The organism is Halobacteriovorax sp. (assembly GCF_048381875.1).
GTDB classification, from domain to species: Bacteria; Bdellovibrionota; Bacteriovoracia; order Bacteriovoracales; family Bacteriovoracaceae; genus Halobacteriovorax_A; species Halobacteriovorax_A vibrionivorans.
Genome location: NZ_JBLXBP010000002.1, coordinates 1 through 19712 on the forward strand (window position 1 = coordinate 1; position 19712 = coordinate 19712).

Annotated in this window: 23 protein-coding genes; 15 read left to right on the top strand and 8 right to left on the bottom strand. The window is 35.7% G+C overall.

The window, feature by feature from the left end; all coding sequences use genetic code 11:
* Positions 1–273: 273 nt before the first annotated feature.
* Positions 274–774 (bottom strand): hypothetical protein, encoded by a 501-nt coding sequence (locus tag ACN5L8_RS04135; protein ID WP_419172382.1) that lies wholly within the window; start codon positions 772–774, stop codon positions 274–276.
* A gap of 427 nt (positions 775–1201) precedes the next feature.
* On the opposite strand from ACN5L8_RS04135, the gene ACN5L8_RS04140 reads away from it, so the two are divergent.
* From ACN5L8_RS04140 to ACN5L8_RS04155, 4 genes are read left to right on the top strand one after another with little or no spacing between them, the layout of a single operon-like run.
* Positions 1202–3568: a phosphotransferase gene (locus ACN5L8_RS04140; protein ID WP_419172383.1), complete on the top strand. Its 2367-nt coding sequence runs from the start codon at positions 1202–1204 to the stop codon at positions 3566–3568.
* A complete protein-coding gene (locus tag ACN5L8_RS04145; protein WP_419172384.1) occupies positions 3561–5186 on the top strand; it encodes an AMP-binding protein in 1626 nt (541 codons plus the stop codon). The genes ACN5L8_RS04140 and ACN5L8_RS04145 overlap by 8 nt, the downstream gene beginning before the upstream one ends.
* Before the next feature lie 3 nt (positions 5187–5189).
* Entirely contained in the window at positions 5190–5450 is a 261-nt protein-coding gene (locus ACN5L8_RS04150) for an acyl carrier protein (RefSeq protein ID WP_419172385.1), read from the top strand.
* Positions 5435–6448, top strand: a complete 1014-nt coding sequence (locus ACN5L8_RS04155) for a diiron oxygenase (protein ID WP_334679240.1) — start codon at positions 5435–5437, stop codon at positions 6446–6448. Before ACN5L8_RS04150 ends, ACN5L8_RS04155 begins: the two co-directional genes overlap by 16 nt.
* A gap of 34 nt (positions 6449–6482) precedes the next feature.
* On the opposite strand, the gene ACN5L8_RS04160 is transcribed toward ACN5L8_RS04155, so the two are convergent.
* Both ACN5L8_RS04160 and ACN5L8_RS04165 read right to left on the bottom strand, forming a co-directional pair.
* A complete protein-coding gene (locus ACN5L8_RS04160) occupies positions 6483–6851 on the bottom strand; it encodes a response regulator (RefSeq protein WP_114706383.1) in 369 nt (122 codons plus the stop codon).
* Complete coding sequence (locus tag ACN5L8_RS04165; RefSeq protein WP_419172386.1) at positions 6833–8110, bottom strand: CFI-box-CTERM domain-containing protein; 1278 nt, start codon at positions 8108–8110, stop codon at positions 6833–6835. The genes ACN5L8_RS04160 and ACN5L8_RS04165 overlap by 19 nt, the downstream gene beginning before the upstream one ends.
* 126 nt (positions 8111–8236) lie before the next feature.
* Here ACN5L8_RS04165 and ACN5L8_RS04170 point away from each other — a divergent pair, with 126 nt between their 5' ends.
* The 3 genes from ACN5L8_RS04170 to rpsD all read left to right on the top strand — a co-directional run bounded on the left by ACN5L8_RS04170 (position 8237) and on the right by rpsD (position 10417).
* Entirely contained in the window at positions 8237–8746 is a 510-nt protein-coding gene (locus ACN5L8_RS04170) for a rhodanese-like domain-containing protein (RefSeq protein ID WP_419172387.1), read from the top strand.
* Complete coding sequence (locus tag ACN5L8_RS04175; protein ID WP_114706386.1) at positions 8743–9612, top strand: aminotransferase class IV; 870 nt, start codon at positions 8743–8745, stop codon at positions 9610–9612. The genes ACN5L8_RS04170 and ACN5L8_RS04175 overlap by 4 nt, the downstream gene beginning before the upstream one ends.
* A gap of 172 nt (positions 9613–9784) precedes the next feature.
* A complete protein-coding gene (gene rpsD, locus ACN5L8_RS04180) occupies positions 9785–10417 on the top strand; it encodes a 30S ribosomal protein S4 (RefSeq protein WP_114706387.1) in 633 nt (210 codons plus the stop codon).
* A 217-nt stretch (positions 10418–10634) separates the two neighbouring features.
* On the opposite strand, the gene ACN5L8_RS04185 is transcribed toward rpsD, so the two are convergent.
* Positions 10635–11192 (bottom strand): adenylyltransferase/cytidyltransferase family protein, encoded by a 558-nt coding sequence (locus ACN5L8_RS04185; RefSeq protein WP_114706388.1) that lies wholly within the window; start codon positions 11190–11192, stop codon positions 10635–10637.
* Positions 11193–11195: 3 nt separating this feature from the next.
* Positions 11196–11510: a hypothetical protein gene (locus ACN5L8_RS04190; RefSeq protein ID WP_419172388.1), complete on the bottom strand. Its 315-nt coding sequence runs from the start codon at positions 11508–11510 to the stop codon at positions 11196–11198.
* 69 nt (positions 11511–11579) lie between these two features.
* Between ACN5L8_RS04190 and ACN5L8_RS04195 the strand changes: the two genes are divergently transcribed.
* Positions 11580–11924, top strand: a complete 345-nt coding sequence (locus ACN5L8_RS04195) for a hypothetical protein (RefSeq protein WP_334679244.1) — start codon at positions 11580–11582, stop codon at positions 11922–11924.
* Complete coding sequence (locus ACN5L8_RS04200) at positions 11924–12334, top strand: NINE protein (RefSeq protein WP_114706390.1); 411 nt, start codon at positions 11924–11926, stop codon at positions 12332–12334. Before ACN5L8_RS04195 ends, ACN5L8_RS04200 begins: the two co-directional genes overlap by 1 nt.
* A 39-nt stretch (positions 12335–12373) precedes the next feature.
* Here the strand turns inward: ACN5L8_RS04200 and ACN5L8_RS04205 are convergent, their stop codons facing one another.
* Positions 12374–12940 carry a hypothetical protein gene (locus ACN5L8_RS04205; protein WP_114706391.1) on the bottom strand — a complete coding sequence of 189 codons (567 nt, stop codon included), beginning with the start codon at positions 12938–12940 and terminating at the stop codon, positions 12374–12376.
* Positions 12941–13162: 222 nt separating this feature from the next.
* Here ACN5L8_RS04205 and ACN5L8_RS04210 point away from each other — a divergent pair, with 222 nt between their 5' ends.
* Positions 13163–13384 (top strand): hypothetical protein, encoded by a 222-nt coding sequence (locus ACN5L8_RS04210; RefSeq protein WP_114706392.1) that lies wholly within the window; start codon positions 13163–13165, stop codon positions 13382–13384.
* A 13-nt stretch (positions 13385–13397) separates the two neighbouring features.
* Here the strand turns inward: ACN5L8_RS04210 and dtd are convergent, their stop codons facing one another.
* Entirely contained in the window at positions 13398–13832 is a 435-nt protein-coding gene (gene dtd / locus ACN5L8_RS04215) for a D-aminoacyl-tRNA deacylase (RefSeq protein ID WP_412474372.1), read from the bottom strand.
* On the bottom strand, positions 13832–15763 hold the full coding sequence (locus ACN5L8_RS04220) for a hypothetical protein (protein WP_419172389.1): 1932 nt from the start codon (positions 15761–15763) through the stop codon (positions 13832–13834). Before ACN5L8_RS04220 ends, dtd begins: the two co-directional genes overlap by 1 nt.
* Positions 15764–15895: 132 nt before the next feature.
* Between ACN5L8_RS04220 and ACN5L8_RS04225 the strand changes: the two genes are divergently transcribed.
* The 5 genes from ACN5L8_RS04225 to ACN5L8_RS04245 all read left to right on the top strand — a co-directional run bounded on the left by ACN5L8_RS04225 (position 15896) and on the right by ACN5L8_RS04245 (position 19695).
* Entirely contained in the window at positions 15896–16351 is a 456-nt protein-coding gene (locus tag ACN5L8_RS04225) for a DUF533 domain-containing protein (protein ID WP_412474370.1), read from the top strand.
* Between the two features lie 77 nt (positions 16352–16428).
* Positions 16429–17085, top strand: a complete 657-nt coding sequence (locus tag ACN5L8_RS04230) for an inorganic pyrophosphatase (protein WP_114706396.1) — start codon at positions 16429–16431, stop codon at positions 17083–17085.
* Positions 17066–18061: a YceI family protein gene (locus tag ACN5L8_RS04235; protein ID WP_114706397.1), complete on the top strand. Its 996-nt coding sequence runs from the start codon at positions 17066–17068 to the stop codon at positions 18059–18061. Before ACN5L8_RS04230 ends, ACN5L8_RS04235 begins: the two co-directional genes overlap by 20 nt.
* A 95-nt stretch (positions 18062–18156) precedes the next feature.
* Positions 18157–18348: a hypothetical protein gene (locus ACN5L8_RS04240; RefSeq protein ID WP_133296905.1), complete on the top strand. Its 192-nt coding sequence runs from the start codon at positions 18157–18159 to the stop codon at positions 18346–18348.
* 72 nt (positions 18349–18420) lie between these two features.
* On the top strand, positions 18421–19695 hold the full coding sequence (locus ACN5L8_RS04245; RefSeq protein WP_419172390.1) for an ectonucleotide pyrophosphatase/phosphodiesterase: 1275 nt from the start codon (positions 18421–18423) through the stop codon (positions 19693–19695).
* The last annotated feature ends 17 nt before the right edge of the window (positions 19696–19712 follow it).

Genomic DNA, 19712 nt, shown 5'->3' on the forward strand with positions numbered 1-19712 from the left:
AAAATTATTAATATTAGAAATCTTTGGAATGAGACTTCTTTTTTGAAGTTCACTTATTATTTGTTTAAAAGTTTCAAAGTCTTCGCAATAAATATTCTGCTCAGAATACCCGTTTTTACAATAAATGAAGATTGAAAATAATATGATAAGAAGTTTCATATAGTTATTATCGACAAAATAAAATAAATTTTAATGGGATATTATCTTAAAGGTTTAATTTTAAATTTATACTAAGCTATTTGATTATATATAACATAATATCCGAAAAACTTATTAGTCTTTAACTTCAACAAGTTTTTTTGGCCAAAGCCTATAAAGAAAGAATATTAGAAGCCCAACAATTGCCACAAGAAAGCTAATTTTACTTGATACACTTTGTATCGATAGTAAGAACACCCCCACTAGGATACTGATCATAGCAAGACAAAAGCAGAATCGATTCTTGCTTTCAGGAATAACACCGACAAATCGTCTTGTGCAATTTCCACAAGTCTGAGGCTTCTTTATTGCATGCATCCAAGAGATTGTGCGCTTCCCGCAACTTGGACAAGGACGAATATTGAAATCCTTAAGTGCGGGCTCTGTCATTTTTAAATCACCATCTAACGTCATCTCAATATCCATACTCTTCTCTTTTGCTCTCTCATCAATAAACTTTTTTAAACAGTAAGTTATTAACTTCAACCAGATCAACGCAGCGATGGTGACAATGAGAAGTAGTAATACTTTCTCTGTATAGCTTCCTACAGGAATGAACCCTTTCAGTTGCGTCATTAAGTAGTTATAAAATTCAATAATCATAAATATTTTGATGTAGCCTAAGTAATTCGTATAAGTCGTATCTCTTTTAAAATCTGACTAATTTTCGAAATACACATCTAGTAATATACGACACTTTATCGTTTGATAGTCAAAAAACATGAGCAATATCAGTAACTTAAGAAAGATCATAGTTACAAACGATAAACTACTGTAATCATAGAAGTTACAAACATCAAAATTTTAAGAAAACCCTAAACGATAATTCTTCAACAATAACAAGGGTTTATAAACAAAGCCTTATTCAAGAAAATTTATGTTCAAGTTTTTAAAAAGTTTAATCCTTTAGTTAATAGAGCAAAACAACGTAAAAACTCTGAACACCTATAGTATTAATTTCAAACTCCCCCATGTGAAACGCTCAAAACGCTATATTAGAAGGATGAAGATAGAACAAACACACACAAATTCTGCAAATGTGGAGCTTGCTCCTGCCCCAAAAACTGCCCAGAAAGCGACAAAGAAGAGGCTGTCGGCCCCATCTCGTTTTGACTACTCTGAGGCAGCTCGTCTAAAGCGTATCGAGCTTCTAGAAGAGCAATGTGGGCAAGACCTTGATGCCATTGCAACAACGGACCTGGATGGCCTAAATTTAAAGGGAAATATCGAGTCCTACGCTGGAAGTATTTCAATTCCTATGGGAATTTGTGGGCCACTGAAAATGAATGAAAAGGGAGAGACGGAAGAGCTCTACATCCCTATTGCAACTTCAGAGGGTGCTCTGGTTTCTTCAATTACTCGTGGAGCACTTGCTGTTTCACTATGTGGTGGATTCAAAGCAAAGGTCACAAGAAAGCGCATGTATCGCGCACCTGTTTTTACATTTGAAGATATTGATCATGCTGATGAATTTAAGGCATGGCTTGAAGATAATTTTAATACAATCAAAAGTATCACAAAGAAATATTCTAATTTTGCTGATCTAAAAAAGATCAAGACGACTCTTATTGGTCGCAATGTTCACGCTAAATTCATTTATGAATGTGCAGATGCTTCTGGTCAGAATATGACTACAGTTTGTACTTGGCAGTCATGTCTATGGATTAAAGAAGAACTTCTTACTTCTAAGATTAATCTTATTGAATTTTTCTTAGAAGGAAATGGCTCAAGTGATAAGAAAGTTTCAGTTGGATCGGCCATGCAAACTCGTGGAACTTACGTGACTGCAGAATGTGTGATCACAGAAAAAGTACTAAAGAGAATCCTTAAAACTTCAAGTACAGACTTAATTAACCTATATCTTAGATCACTTCCTATCACACGCCTTGAAGGGATGATGGGATATAACGTAAACGTTGCCAATGCAGTTGCTGCAATCTTTGCTTCAACGGGACAAGACCTTGCTTGTATCCATGAGTCATCTACGGCGGTTTTAAATTTTGAAAAACACGAAAAAGGTTTATATGTAAGTTTAACTCTTCCATCTCTTGTCATTGGTACAGTTGGTGGTGGAACAGGACTTGGCCATTATAAGAATTGTCTACAAGCAATTGATTGTGCAGGAGCTGGAAAGGTTGAGCGTTTTGCAAAAATTATTGCAGGAGCTGCTCTTTCTCTTGAGCTTTCAACAATGTCGGCTATCTGTGGTGGACAATTTGCTTACGCTCACGACAAGCTTGGAAGAAATAATCCAAAAGATCAGCTTAAGACAAAAGATATAACAAAAGACTTTATCAAAGAAAACTTCTCTGATCTTTCTGAATCACTAAAAGAAAGTGAGACTATTGAACACGATGTAAAAGTTAACGTTGAAAATGGAATCATCACAGAAGCAACATCAAGAGTTGTAAATAAGTCGCTGGGCTTCACTGCACTTGAAGTGGATAAAGAAAAACAAGTTATTTTAAAATCAAAACCACTAGATACTGATGTAATTGCAGGCCTTGCAGCAATTGCTGGTTTTGCAGATAGTGATATAAGACGCAAATTCTTAAAGACTATTCGAGATAACGAATTTACAAAATGTCATATTAGAGAAATAGAGGCTTACCGAATGGTATCACGTGATTTTTCACGTTATATACCGACTCTACACGGTACCTATATCAATACTCAAAAAGAAGCATATTTAATTCTTCTTGAAAATTTAAACTTCTCACAAGTAGAGCTTATTAATACTGAAGCCTCTCCAGAGCTGTGGATTAGTTCAACGAGAGAGCTTATTTATGATGCCATTTCAAAGGTACACACCAGCTTTCTTTCAAGTGAAGAAGTTAGTAATTCTTCACTAAACTTAGGAAAGACGAAAGTTGACGCTGATTTAACTAAATCAATTATTACCTATATCCGTGCTCAGCGCTACATAAGTGCAGAAACAGAAAGTAAATTAGAAGAAATTCTTTCTAATATCAATAAATGGGCAAAGCTTATTGATGAAGGTCCAAAGACTCTTACACACAATGACTTTAACCCAAGAAATATCTGTTTTAAGAAAGGTCGCCCATGTTTTTACGACTGGGAATTATCAAGATTTAATTCTCCATACCGTGATTTAGTAGAGTTCATGAGCTTTACAACTCCAAGTGAGGAGATTGCAAGTGATATTGAATTATTCTTTGAAAAAGACGGTATTGAGCTAGCGAGAAATGAAAAACTAGAAAATATGTTAGCATGCTCATATGAGTACTTACTTAATCGCGTACTCTTCTACTATGTTGGTCACAGTGTAAATGAATATGTATTTATGCCACATATCTTTAATAAAACGCTTGAAATCATCCAATTCATTGAAGGAGAGCTTGATGCATAATCTAATTCAAAAGCTACTTTCACACTCGATTGAAGAAAGAAATAAGAAAGTCTTATTCTTTTATAAGAATTATAAGCTTGTGTCTTCTCTATCCATTAATGAGATGATGGAAAAAGCATGTCAGATTGCATCTAAGATTATTGAAAACGATATTAAAGATGAGAATATAATTCTATCTTTTGAAAACGAAGAAAACTTTGTCACTTACTTCTTTGGGATCATCTTATCTGGAAATACACCTGTTCCAATGGCCTCAAATGCCCTGATGCTAAAGAAAGACTTTGAAGAGCTACTCTTTCAATTTGCCTCTAGTGCAAAAACAAAGTATATCGCCGCAAAAAAGACACCAGCGGGCTACACAAATATATTTAAATTAGATGAGGCAAAAAAACTGGCATCAAACTTTGCAAACCCAACACTTGAAGATACTTGTTTTATTCAATACTCTTCAGGTTCTACTTCTGCACCAAAGGGTGTTGTTATTCGTCATAAAAATCTACTGGCAAATAATGAGCAAATTAATATTGGGATTAAGCTAACAGATAAAGACTCGATTTGTACTTGGCTTCCACTTCATCACGACATGGGACTAATAGGAAGTCTAATGACAGCACTTCTAAGTAATCTAGAATGTCATATTGTGCGAACTCAGGATTATGTTATTGCCCCTCACAAGTGGCTACACCTAGTGAGTGAAACGAAGTGTAGTGCCCTTTGTATACCAAATTCGGCCTACTATGTTTGCGCCACAAAGATTCCAGAAAGCAAACTTGAAGGTCTTGACCTAAGTCATATTCGTTTTGCTCAATGTGGAGCTGAGCCAATCAAGGCAAATGTTCTCGATGCTTTTAGCAAACGCTTTAAGAAATATGGATTTAACTCAAAGGCCATAATGCCTGTTTACGGACTTGCAGAAGCAACCCTTGCTGTTACCTTCCACGAAGTAGGAACTCAGTATAAAAAACAGTCTCGTGACAATGAAGAGTATATCTCATGTGGGAAAGTCCTCTCTCCTACCGAGCTAGAGATAAGAAATAGTGAAAATGGAATTGGAGAAATCTATATTAAGGGGCCATCAATTTCAGACCACTACTATGGCCGTGCCACTCACCTAGAAGATGGATGGCTCAATACCGGTGATCTAGGCTTTCTAGATGAAGACAAAAACCTCTATATTACAGGAAGAAGCAAAGACTTAATTATCTGTAATGGAGTCAATATTTATGCCAATGATATCGAGTTTGAGGCCGCAAAAGTACCTCAAGTAAAACTAGGTCGCATCGTGGCCTTCAGTGTGCCAGGACTAGATGGTGAACTGGCAAAAATCGTTATTGAAACGAATGAGAAGTCATTAGAGGGCCGTAATAAGATTAAGGAGCAAGTTATTGAAATCCTTAGATCTAAAATTGCACTAACTTTAGACAGTATTATCATTGTTCCAGAGTTGACCCTAAAGAAGACCACAAGTGGAAAAGTAAAAAGACAGGATGCGAGACAGCGCTTTCTTAAGGGAGAGCTAAATAAAGTTGAAAAACGCTTTGGCCTTAACTTACTTGCATCAAAGTGGATTAAAAATAAGTTTAAGTTTAATTTCTTATTAAGAGAAAAAATAGGATAAATAATGGCACAAGAACTTCTTACATATTTAAATGAAGCAATAGCAGAAGTTTCAGATAAAGAAGTTGTGCTAAGTGAAGACACAAAGTTTGCAACTCTTGGACTAGATTCATACGATGCCATGAGTTTTATCGCCAGACTTAAAGAAGACTTTGAAGATCTACCTGTTACGATCTTCCTACAGTGCCAAACAACAACAGACTTAATTAAATACTTAGAAAATAATCATAAAGAAGAGATGGAAGAACTATGGAAACAAGATTAGTAGAAAGACTGCAAAGACTTAATAAACAATCTGTGGACCGTGCTTTCACTGTAGAAGCTCTTGATTGGACAAAGCCAATTGATAAGAGTTTAAAGTGGACACCAGATGAGATGATTACAATCTCATATCTTCCTAGTTATGACTTATTAACTGATGCTCAAAAGCTTCGCTTTAACCAATTAATTGGCCTTTCAATTTGCGAGCAATTTATATGGTTTGAAAATGTACTTCTCAATCCAGCTCTTAGAAGCTGTAAGAGAATCTATAAGCTAAATCCAGAAATGAACGAGGCCATCGATCACTTTATGGAAGAAGAAGATAAGCACGGTGAAATCTTTCTTCGTATGTTAATGAAAGCAGAACCTGAGAATTACTCAAAAGAGAATCCTCTAAGAATTTTTAAGCTTTCTAAGACTCAAAACTTTATCATGAAAATTGTGACGAAATTTCCACAAATCTTTCTATGGTGGATTTGGATTGCCCTATTCTTTGAAGAACGTACATTAGATATCTCGAAGAAATATAATAAGGCCCTAAAAGAAAAAGATGTTGATTGGAACTTCTGGCAGTGCCATTACTACCACATGCTTGATGAAGTGAGACACCAACAAATTGATGAATGTTTCCTAGCAACTTTCTACAATAAGGCCAACCCTATTCTTAGAAAGATTAATGCCAAGGTATTTATCAACTTCATCTCTAGCTACTTTGGACCTAAGAGAATGGCCACTCGAATTCTTGAACTAATGCAAGAGGAATTCGATGACCTAAGTACTGAAACAATTAATACTCTAAAAGATGAATTTGATACTCTTCGTACAAATGTTGAGTTTCAAAGAAGTGCTTTTTCAAGACAAGGCCTTGGCCGTACTTATGAACTGCTTGCTCAATATGATGAAATGGATGACTTTTGGGATCTATTAATTGAGGAAAGTAAGGAAGATCACCTTGGAAAAAATCGCTTTGTTCGCGGTACTCACTCAACAATTCTAAACTAAAAAAAAGGCCCTGTTAAACAGGGCCTTGATATATCTATTGGCTTAAATCGCCTTTTAAACTCGTTAGTAATTCATCAAGATCAAATGGCTTATAGAAGAAGCGAGTTACCCCTTCTTTCATGGCCTCTTTAAGAGAAATATCTGCTTGGCCAGAGACGAAGTAGAAAACCTTATCCTTTTGTTCTTTGTGACTATTTGAACAATCAAGTACGACCTTTCCATTACCATCGGGCATCTTATAGTCAGAAATAATCGCATCAAAAGTTCCACCACTATTGATTAGTTTAACAGCGCTATTTCCAGAACTTGCACATTCAGTCTCATAACCTTCAAACTGTAATTCTTCAGCTAAAAGCTCTAAAATATCTGGTTCGTCATCAACGATTAGTACTTTGTAAGGCATGTTTTAATTTCTCTTCTAAATGTATAAGTCGATAATAATGTAATGCATCCTATTATAAATACTATATTTTGTAAAATAAAATAAATTGATAAGCTATACAGTTTAATAGTATAGGCCAAGGCTTTGTTTTCTAAGATATATTTTACAAACTTTGGCGCTGTTCCATAATAAAACTCGACAAATAATTGCCCTGCTCCAAAGCTCATTAAGTACTCATCTCGAATATGGCGAAAGTAATTTAAGACATAGTGGTCATGGCCAAAGCCTGCAGTGACTAAATAACATTGATTCTTGGCCAATAATTTCTCAATTGGTTTAGGATTAATATCACTACTTTCAACAAGTGTTCCGATAAAACCAAAATGATCAACGTAAGCGATGGCCGCACGATAATTTAATCCATTTGTCAGCCTAGAAACTTTTATTGTTCCATCTTCACCTTTTTCTTCAATAATTTCTCTGAAGTTAGTCTTTGCTACAGCGGCCGATGGATTAACTAAATATAAGGCCATTCTAGAAATATAAGAACCATTTCCTCCGTGATCACCTGTATACTCAATGATCCCAGTTGCATCCCCGTCAAAAGTTGCATTAATAACTAGAGAGGACTTTGTCTGAATATCTTCTGAAGCAGCACTCATGACTAATTTAAAATAAAGTGCTTGCCCGACAGTATCTGGAATAACGATATTATCTTCATTTGGTGGATAGTCAGTTCCATCAGGCTTTAAAAAGAAAACCAATTCGATCTCATCTTTAATTGTTGCAAGTTTATCTGTAAAACCAGCGCAATTTAATTCCGATGTTGAACATAGATCAATGAAGCTGACAAAAGGAGCTTCCACATCAGAGCTAGGGATTTGAGTCACAATTCTAAAGCTGGCATCTGATCCATTACTATTATCTTTTACAGCAACATATAATTCCTCATCGCTGTAACCTTTAGTATCGATATCCTGAAAGTACAATCCTCCATCAGTAGAAACGACATCTGGTAGATCACTTGAAGTATCAAAATAATAAGCTGCTTCTTGGCTGGCCGTAACTTTTACTGGAACATAAAGTGTAATTGCAGCCTCTGGAGTCGAGCTATCACCACCTAGGTTAATAAAAAGCTCATTAAGGTTGGTACCTGAATCACCTCTTAATCTAAAAATAGGTTCCTCTATGTCATCAAGTCCCAAGCTAGCAGCGTGTGAGAGTTGACCTGCGATGAAGAATAAATTTAATAAGATGAGTGATTTCAATAATTTTTGCATATTAAAATTATGGTTTATCTTTTCTTCTTGGTCAAATAATAATAGATTTGATAAGAATGAAGTCACTTATAAATCACTTATAAGTTACTTAAATAACATAGATTCAAAGAGCAGATAGGAAGCACAATGAAGTATATTATCTTGTCATTATTATTTCTTACTTCGTGTATCGACACTGAAGGTATAAAGAACCAAAAACAAGTTATAACAAGTATGGCAACGGCCCTTGGGAAGAAGTACCCAAGTGTAAAATCTGTGGACTGCCAATATCTTTCAAAAAGACTATTACGCCGCGACAACAGACTCGTTCTCGTTGATGCTCGAAATATCTATCAATACGATGTCTCTCATATTCAAAGGGCCATTCCCCTTTCAAAACTGCATGAGACTCACCAAAGCCTAGAAGGACGCGAAGTTATCGTTTACTCAACGATTGGAACACGTGCAACAAAGGCCATTCTTGAGCTCGCAAAGTCAAATCAGAAAACGGAATTTAAAAACCTCTTTGGAGGAATTCTAGACTGGCTTCAATGTGGGGAAAAGATTTATAAAGACAATAAAGAAGTGAAAAAGATACGCTTTGAAAATGACGCTTGGAATATCGTTCCTAAGGGATATGAGTCGATTCTTCCATGAAAGTAATTAGTATCAATGGCCAAATTATTGATGAAGAAAATGCCAAAATCTCAGTATTTGATCGTGGCTTTCTCTATGGTGACTCTGTCTATGAGGTAACTGAAGTTCGAAACGGAAAGATTGGTTTTCTCGACGAACATCTTGAACGTCTTCGTAACTCAGCTCTTAAGATGCATATGCACCTTCAATTCACGGCCAAAGAGTTGGAAGAACAAATTATGAAAGTTGCCACAAAGCTTCATAAAGAGGGATTCCAGCGCTGCTATATCCGATTAGTTGTCACCCGAGGTGAAGGTGAAATTACACTTGATCCAAAAGCGGCCAGCAAACAAAACCTCATTATTATTGGAAAAGACTTACAAGAAAATCCAAAAACTTGGTATCAAGATGGTGTTGAAGTCATCGTCTCTTCAACACTTAGAAACCCAGTTAAATCAATGGACCCAAATATAAAGTCAGGAAATTATCTCAACAATATCCTAGCTTATAACGAGGCCCGTGAAGCAGGCTACTTTGATGCAATCATGCTCAACCAAGACGGTAATGTTACTGAGTGTACAACAAGTAACCTGTGGATCGTTAAGGATGGCGTCTTTAAAACTCCCCCAATTGCGGCCGGACTTTTAAAAGGTATTACTCGAGAAAATGTCATTAAGATTCTAGGTGAAAATAATATCCCTTTTGAAGAGACAAATATCACTGGCTCCCAATTAAAAGAAGCAGATGAGTGCTTCCTAACATCCTCTACAAAATACCTTGTTCCTATTGTAAAAATTGACAACCAGGCCATTGGCGGAGGGCGTCCAGGAGCTAAAACGTTACAAGTACTTGAAATCTTTAAAAAGCAACAAGGCATTCCTCTATAATTTCTTGTATTTACGAATTTATTCATTGACAAAAGTAATGACTATTAGCTATAAAGCTTCAGTTGCATCCGAAAATATTAGATAAGATTGATGGGCCTAAGGCTTTGTGCCTTTGAGATGTGATGCAACTTTATCCTTGTCCCACCCAATCTTAATTCATAAGGAGAGCCTCATGGCAAAGAGTACTACAGCGAGATCACGCTTTAAAATCCAAAGAGCACTAGGTGTTGAACTTCCAGGTCTTGGTAAAGGTGGAGCACTAGCTCGTCGTCCATACGGTCCAGGTGTTCACGGTAACAAAAGAAAGAAAATTTCTGACTATGCCGTTCGTCTAAAAGAAAAACAAAAACTAGTATTTCACTACGGTCTAAGAGAAAAGCAACTTGTTACTTACGTTAAGCAAGCTAAGAAGAACACTGCTGGTAAGCCGTGGATGGAAGTACTTCTTACAAACCTTGAGTCAAGACTGAACAACGTTGTTTTCAGACTTGGATTTGCACCATCAATGATGGCAGCTTCTCAAATGGTTTCTCACGGACAAGTACAAGTTAACGGAAAGAAAGTTGACCGTTCATCATACATCGTTAAAGAAGGTGATGTTGTTACTCTAACTGAGAAAGGTTACAACAACCAACTTTACAAGCAAACTCAAGAATCTCCACGTTTCGCAGCTGTTCCAGCTTGTTACAATGTTGAAGGTTCAGACAAGAAGAAAGCAACTATGGTTGCTGCACCTCTTGAGTCAGATGTACCATTTGACTTCAACTCTCAGCTAGTAATTGAGTACTACTGGAAGGTTAAGTAAGCACTCGCGGCATTGGTTGCCCAAAGGCAACCTATTGGACGCGATGCTAGCTCCCCTCGAAGAGGGCAAATTATCTATTCAACAAGCCGGGTTCAAGCCCGGCTTTGTTGTATCTGGAGCTATGGGAAAGCCTTAGCGATAGAAATAAAAAAGCTCCCTACAGGAGCTTTTTTATTTCTTAGCCTTAATTCTTAGCCTTATTATAAACAATCTTCTCTTATTTATTTTCTCGAATCTCAGTAGAACTCAAGTCCTGAAACTCATGAGGCTCTAGATAAATCACCTCTAGCTTAGGGTTATATTCTTTAATAACCTTCTCAACCTCACGATATTGGGCCATCTTCTCTTCTCTAGGAACAACATAGACCTTGCTAAGCTTTTGACACACTTTCTCAACTTCATGCCATTGCAAGAACGAACCAAATGTATCATCACCCATAAGCCAATTAACTTCAGGGTAGTCGACTTCTTTTAACCATTCATACGTAGGCCGACGCTGCTTCTTTGCCCAAAAGCCCGTATAAATCTGAAAACGATCTTCAGTCATGTACTTAATCTTCAAGTACTCACCATATGGATCGTCTTGCTCATTAGACTTCCAATGACTGTAGTCGAGAACAATAATAATATTATCCTCAAACTTAGAACATTGGTTAAGACATTCAAGATGTCCTTTATGAAATGGGTGAAAGCTCCCACCAAAGAGAGTTACTGAAGTTTTTTCTTTTGAGGAAAAAAGCTCAACCTGATTTGCAATTTCTTCTAATTTACTCATTTATTAGAAGTCTTTATCTTGAAGAGTCTTGCGGCCACTTTGCATCGCGCGCTCAGCTGCTGCATCACACTTTACTCTAACAATATCAGATAGAACCTGCATCACGTTGGCCGAAGTATTAAGGCCATGTTTGTCTTTGATATATTTCTTAAGTTTTGAAGCAACAATTAAAATTTCTTGATCATTAAGCGGCAGAGTTTTCTTATCTCCACCAACTAAAATTCGTCGCGGCTGTCGCCTTTGCTTGTTATCCTGCTCGCTCACGTTATCTCCATTTGAGTCATCAGTATTTTGTGATTTAAGATAATCAACTTTCACATATATCTCCAAGTCTAGTATAATTATATTGTATAGGAAATTTAAATCTAATAAACCAACGAGCAAATTATGAAGTTCTCTTGCGAATTTAACGATATTGAGTATTTTTTCCAAACAGAAATTGGTGCAAATACTAATGATAAATACCATCTCTTTCTTTCTGGTTCGAAGCTTACCAAATATCAGAATGAAGAAATGCGCTTTCACACACTTTACATCAATGCAAAATGTGAAGGTAGTGAACTAAATTTCATCATCACTGGTATTCCCCTCTCTTTAGAAGAAGAGGAACAAATTGAAGAATTGGAAGACTTCTTTGAGGCAAAAGAGATTTTTGAAAAGATTGAAAACTCATTTGATCAAATGTTATCTGACAGTAAGGCGCCTCCATGGGCAACTAAGGAGTATAAGTAATGAATCAAAATACACTACCTAATAATACTCACAGTAAAGTCATGGGCTATATTCTATGGCTATTTGGCTTTATGGGCTCTCACCGCTTCTACTATGGTAAACCTGTTTCAGGAACAATCTGGATGCTAACTCTAGGTCTTTTTGGTGTGGGATGGCTTATTGATATTTTTCTCATTCCGGCCATGGATGAAGAATGTGATGTACGCTACTACGACGGAGTATTGGACTACAATATTGCTTGGGTTCTCCTAACTTTCTTAGGAGTCTTTGGTTTTCATAAGTTTTACCAAGGTAAAATTATTATGGGAGTTCTCTATCTCTTAACTGGTGGATTCTTCCTATTCGGGATTCTATACGACTTCTGGACTCTTAATGAACAAATAGATGAAATAAATAAAAAGGGCTTCTAAAAAGAAGCCCTTATATTTTTGCTTGAATATTTTTTTAGTCTAGTAAATAGCGCAATGTCCTCTATAAAGATAAACAGTATCTCTACTAACATCTGTTGAGCTAAATGTTGAATAAGTCTGACCTGCATCAGTAAAGTCTAGAGCAAATTCCTTAGTCACTGTATCAACACGATATTCAACGTGAGTACGTCCTGGGAATCGACGATAGATTGTACGACACTCTCCACGTCTGTTACAAACAACTTGTGGATGAGTAATTTCACAGAACTCACTACGATGACGGATTGGACCTGTTTCAACTTCAGTTGAAATTGTTCCAGCAATGTCATAATTTAATGAAGTATCAAGCTTGTCTAAAAAGAATTCACCATTTGATGGAAGCTTAAGCTTATCATCAAACTTAACTTTTAGTTTTTCATCTGCAACTTTAATAACCATTTTTCTCTTACCTACAAATTTAACCTTTGTACGGTACTCACCTGGAGCTAGAGTTAGGCTATCTTTTGATGTTTTTAAGTTTAATTCTGAAGTGACAGATAAATTACCCTTAAATTCCTTACAGCTAAATAAAATAGTCATAAGAAGGGCCATTTTTAAAAATTTCATTTCTCCCCCTAAGTTAAAATAAAAAATATTTATCAAACGTAATTTTGTTTGTCCATACTGGCACAAATACTATGAAATATGTACTCATTTTTAAAACTTCTGAAAAGATGACCTAGAGCATGTTTCAAAAAGTTAAGAGAGGTTAAGATATTACTAGACTTTATTTTAAAATTGTTTAATATATTCGGGATATCGACAACTTAAACCTACTACGGAGACCTTATGGCAAACGCTAAAGTTTACGAAACTTCTATTGTACCTAAGGGTGAAATGCTTGAGCCTGTTAGAAATCAAGAAATGATTGCTTCATCGATGACGATCGAAGTACTTCACATCGCAACTTTCTTTGTTATCTTTGCTTTTATTTTTGCAGGGATCTGGAAAGCAGCTGTTGCTATTGAAAGAAAAGAAAAAGCATCAGAAAACTCAAAAGTTACAGCATAACTTTTATCAATTCTTAGAATTCAATATGAAATGTCACTGGCCCGTCGTTATTTATGACGACGGCCATGCTTTCTCCAAAAATACCAGTTTCTACTGGAACTTTTTCATTTAGTAATTTAACAAATTCATTAAATAAATTCTGAGCGACTTCAGGTTTGGCACTTCCATCAAAACTTGGACGATTCCCCTTCTTTCCATTCCAAGAAAGGGTAAATTGTGAGACGGCCAAAATACTTCCCTCAATATCAACAACGGATTTATTCATACGTCCGCTTTCATCAGAAAAAATTCTTAAGGCGACAATCTTATCAGCGGCTTTTTTAAGAGTCTGCATTGTATCATCATGTTCGATACATACTAAAAGGTTAAGACCTTTCTCTATTTGGCCGACGATTTCATTATTAACTTTGACTTGGGAACTTGAAACTCTTTGGACAACTATCTTCATTAAACTTTCTTATATTCTTCAATTTGTTTTAATTCATATTGTTTTTTTAGGTTTTTAATTTTTTCTTCGTAACTAGATACGAGTTGATCTCTAAGCCTTTTAGAATCACTCATCTGACGCTCTAATTTCTTTTGGGCCATATTTAGCTTTCGACGCATATCTGTATTATGATCGGCCGTCATTTTCTGTTTTTCCATATTATGGTTATGAGTCATACGTGAAAGCTTAACTTCATTTTCTTGTTTCATCATCTTAAGCTTTGTGTTGAAATCATCACGAAGTGATTGGAAACGCTTCTCATACTGATCCTTAATATGATCAACACTATCCTTCATCTCAGCTCGTTGCATACGGCTTTGCTCTTGAAAGAACTCATTTTCAGCTTGTTGTCTACGCTTACCTGTTTCAGTAAGCATATGAAGCTTCTCTTCTGTTTCAGCAAGTGTTTTCTTAAGCTGTGCCTGTTGGTCTTGAAACTTCTTTTCATAAGAAGCTTGAATATCACCGATCTTTTGATCCATCTCTTTTTGATGAGTCATAAGTGTATCTTCATACATACGACGATTACGAGCATTAATCTCTTCTTTCTCTTCTCTAAATGATTCCTGAAGAGAGTTTACGGTTTCCACACTCTTTTCTTCTGTACGAATAAGATTATCTCTAAAGTGCTCTCTTTGACTCTGCATTAGATCACGATATTGATTTTCTTTATGAAGCATATTATCTTCAGCAACTTTCTTTTCATGAGTGATATTGCGATTATATTGTGCTTTCTTTATCTCATGTTGTTTTTGAGAACGTGCCTGAATCTGATCCATATTCGCTCTCATATGATCTTTAAAATTAATAAAGCGCTCTTGTTGATCAAGGGACTGCTCTTTAATTCTCTTTGTAACACCAATATCTTTTTGAACTAACTTTCGTTCAAAATCATTAATAATATCAGCGTTTAATTGCTTTAGACGCTCAAGCTTCTGCTCGTAAGTATCTTTTATGCCTGCATCCTCAACGGCCTTCATTGATTGAGAACTTTTAAATCGAGCAATATCAACATTGTGGTTACTTTTAATATCCTCACGCTTATTCTTTTCTGCGCGAAGGATATCACTGACTTCAACTTGATGAGCAAGCCTTTGTTCCTGAAGATTTTTTTGTGTTTTAAGGTGTAGGTCGCGAGCAATCTGATCAACGCCTTCTTGCTTCTTATTTAATTCTCTAACATATGATTCGTTGGCCTCTTCTAAAGCTTGCTTCTTCGTTTCAACAAGGAAGTCTTCACGTCTTTTGCCTTCATCAACTACCTTACGTAGTGTTTTATTAGCATCATTTTTTAACTCATGATTTTCTAGAGTGAATTGAGACTTTAATTCATTTAATTCTTTTCGATTCTTTCTAACTTGCTCTTTTTCAAGTTTAGCAAAGTCATTATTTAACTTCTCAGTCGATTCTTCACTATGCTTATGAAGTTCCTTAATCTTATCTTGAAAGCGGTCTTGGTTTAACTCGACACGCTCATCTGCTCTTCTTTTTTGAGAAGTTAGGCTATTAGAGAATGTCTTCTCTCGCTGCTCAATTGTATCTGAATATGACTTTTTTAAAGTAGATAGCTTTTCATCAAAGTTTGTTTTTTGCTCTTTTGAAACTTTACGAAATTCTTCTTGTGTTTGCTCATTCTTATTGCGAAAGAATTCTTTAGATTTAGCGATGGCCTCTTTGGCCTTCTTGGCAGCAATCTCTAATTTCGATTGATTATCTTTGATGAGAGCATCTTGTTTTTTCGAGTATTCGTGCTTTAGAGTATTTAACTTCTCTTCGTTATTATCCTCTAGGTTCTTAAGATTTTCACGATATCCTGAACGAATACGATCAAGCTGCTTACGCTGCTCACTATTCATCTGTGAAATTTTCTTAGAGTAATCTTCTACTTTCATAAACCTATATGCGATAAAAATAATCGCCCATTAAAACACTTCTTTATTATACCTTCTTTATAGGATGCTTTTTACTAGGCAAAGTATATCCTCTATAAGTCATTGAATTCTCAATTATGTTAGTATTTTAATATGAATGAGCTAACAGATACAAAGAAATACGAAAGTTTCCTTAATATGTGGAGAACCCTAATTGCGCTCTCTCATCTCGATAATATTGTTTCCGAGCAAGAAAGAGAGCTTATTCAGGAATTTATCCATAATGCAAAGTTAAATGAAGAGGATAAGGAGATCTTACGTCAGGATCTTGAACAACGTCATCGACCAGACGAGTTCATTGGGCATGTTAATTATCCGGCCCACCTCTCTCAACTGCATCACTTAGCAAATATCCTATTTCGTTCAGATGAGCTCGATCCTAAAGAAGAGGCTTACCTAAAGAAGATTCTTGCAGAAATAGAGACTAAGATTGGTATTTACAATGCCACGACACAAAGCGCCGAAGCACTGAAAAAGATGTCTCAAAGTGAGATTGAAGTCAAAAGAAAGTCGGCCTTTGCTGAAATCATCAAGTTCTTTACCAAATAAGATTTGAGCTCCTATTTACTTCCTAGTTAATTCTCTTTGTGCTAAGTTATTGGCAAATATTTTTCAAAGGATTAACAATGAATAACGCAGAGCTAAATGAGTTTTTAGAAAAGTACGGACAAATGTTTAGACCAAATCCATGGCATGGTATCAAGACATGGGATGACGAATCAAAGAGAGTTCTAAACGCATATATTGAAATCACACCAAATGACCGTGTTAAGTATGAAGTTCATAAAGAAAGCGGTTACCTAATGGTTGATCGTCCACAAAAGTTCTCAAATATTATTCCACAACTATATGGATTAATTCCACGTACTTACTCAGATAAGAAATCTGCTGACTTTGCTGAGTCAGAAACAGGAAGAACAGGAATTGTTGGTGATCTAGATCCAATTGATATCTGTGTTCTTACAGAAAAGAATATTAAGCAAGGTGATATCCTAGTTAACTGTGTTCCTATTGGTGGTTTCAGAATGCTAGATGGTGGTGAAATTGATGATAAAATCATTGCTGTTCTAAAAGACGATGCAATGTTTGGGCACATCACAGATGTAGATCAAGTTCCAACTGCTGTTTTAGAAGAACTTAAGCACTACTTCTTAACTTATAAAGAAATTCCTGTAAAAGAAGGTGAAGCAAAAGTTGAAATCACAGACCTATACGGTGCTGAAGATGCAATGAAAGTAATTAACCTTGGAATTGAGGACTATAATGAAAAATACGTTAAGTAAGAAATATAAAGGGTGCCAAATTTGGCACCTTTTTTTTGCACTAATTCTTTGCCTGTCTTTTGTAAATGTACATCCAGCTTCATATATAGTTAACAAAGAGCATTCTAAGTTAAAGTTCAAAGTTAAGTATATGGCCTTAACAGACGTTGAGGGACAATTTGAAGATTATAAAATCTACTTTGATATGAAAGATAAGACCATCTCAAACCTTGTTGGCCAAATCAAAGTTAATTCGATTAATACTTTTGATAAAAAGCGTGATCAACACCTAAAAAAAGACGATTTCTTTGATGCAAAGAAATATCCTGTAATTAAGTTTCAGTCTGTACAACCATTTTCAATAAAAGAAAAAGAAGTAAAAACTGAGATCCAGGTCAAAATTAAGAAAGTTCAAAAAACAGTACCTGTGAAAATCACTTATCTTGGTAAAAGAAGCGATCCATGGACAGAAAAAGAAGGACATTATTTTCAAGGCAGCTTTATCATTGATCGTTTTGATTTTGATATCAACTGGAGCAAAACTTTTGATGGTGGTAACGTCGTGGATAAAGATATTCATATCAATTTTACAATTGAGGCATACCAGTCCAATGAAAAGCCTGCGTTTTCGAGATTTTATCTACCAACAAACTCGGTAAAAAGAGAAGTATCCCTTGATGCTAAAACATCAGGGGGAGATCTCATTATGCCAGAAAAGAAGGCCACAAAGTCCCCTGCTCCACAAGAGTCTAGTAGCTATTCAGCGCCTATGAATATCACACTCACCCTTTTTTCAACGGCAATTGTTTTCGCATTGGCCATTGGTGGAGGCATTTGGGGTCAACAGAAGCTCGTAAAGCTTATGGAGTCCAAAAATATCTCAGATAATTTAACGTTCTTACTATCCACAGTTATCGTAACAACTTTTATTGCAGTTATCTTCTATATCACTACTAAATACACAGGGATAGGAACTCACCCACTTTTTAACAGATAACAAACCTTAAGAAATCCTTTAGAACTCCTCTATTACCGGCTTTCTTAAGAAAAAATTTACTTGTTCTTAAACTTTCAAATTATTAGAATTCTTCAATGAAGAAGATTGAAAGGGAGGTTTCTACCATGACGATAGAAACAGTAGAGTACCAAGTAGTTGACGGGATCATTTTTACAAAAGATATCGATGGCCTATTTCGCCAAGAAATTGATATTCCACTTGATCATATAAGAACATTGAAATTCGCCTATCAAGATATCGAGTTTGATGATTATAACTGTTATTAATTCCTAATATACAAAAGTTAGGATCATCCCTTAAAATGTCATTATTAATGACTTAAAATAAGGGATTTATTCATGTTAAGAATTATCTTACCTATTCTTGTACTCTTAATATCATGTACAAAGAATGACTCAGAATTTAAAAATAGCTATCACATAGAAGAGAAGAACCCCAATGCTGCTTCAGTTGAAGAGCTTCAAAATATCAACCCAGTTCTTCTCATCTCTCTTGACGGTTATCGTCATGACTACACTAAGAAATATTCACCGAAGTTTCTTTCTCAGTTTGCAAAGAGTGGGACACAATTAAAGGGCCTTGTTCCAGCATACCCGACTAAGACTTTTCCTAATCATTTATCTATTGCCACTGGCCGATATCCAATGAATCATGGAATTGTGGCCAATCACTTTTATGCACCTGATTTAAACCAAAGTTACTCACTTAGAGATCGCAAAGCAGTTAAAAACTCCGACTTCTATCTTGCCACTCCAATCTGGTCAGCTGTAGAAGAGCAAGGACTTAGGTCTGCGACTCTATTTTGGCCAGGCTCTGAAGCCGAGATAAGTGGCCAAAGGCCAAGTTATTGGTATGACTATATTCACACAATGCCACATGAGGCGCGAACGAAACAAATCATTGAATGGCTAAAACTTCCTCAAAAAGAAAGGCCATACTTTATTACACTTTATTTTCCAGACGTAGACTCAGCAGGACATCACTATGGAACAAACTCCAAAGAAGTAAAAGAAGCAATTTTAAAAGTAGATAAAACGTTAGAAAGCTTTATTGCCACTGCAAGAAAGATTGTCCCTAACTTAAATATCATCATTGTCTCAGACCATGGAATGAAGGATGTAGACGAAATTAAGAAAGAATTAATTCTTAAGAATGAGGAACTTCTTAGCATGAAAGAGGATTATCGAATCTACGGCTCAGGTCCGATTGTTCAATTCTATTTGAAAGAGAACAAAAGAAATATCTCCCAAGATATTAGCTCTATCAATAAGTTAGCACAGAATTTTAAATGTTTTGATAAAGATTCAACTCCAGAAAAACTACACTTCAGATCAAGTCCAAGAGTTGGTAATTTTGCCTGTATCGCTCAAGATGGATATTGGATTGCTGCAACAGAATTTAAAATGCCTAAGGCCTCTCATGGTTGGGATCAATATTCAGATATGGATATGCATGGAATATTCTATGCAAGTGGCCCCGACTTTAAAGAGAGTTACTTAGGAGAATCAAAAGAGAATATTCATATCTTCCCTCTTATCCTTAGAATCTTAGGTCTTGAAAATCAATATACGATAGATGGAAAACTAGAAAAAATAAAAGAAGTTCTAAAATAAAAAAAAGGCAGGTTTTC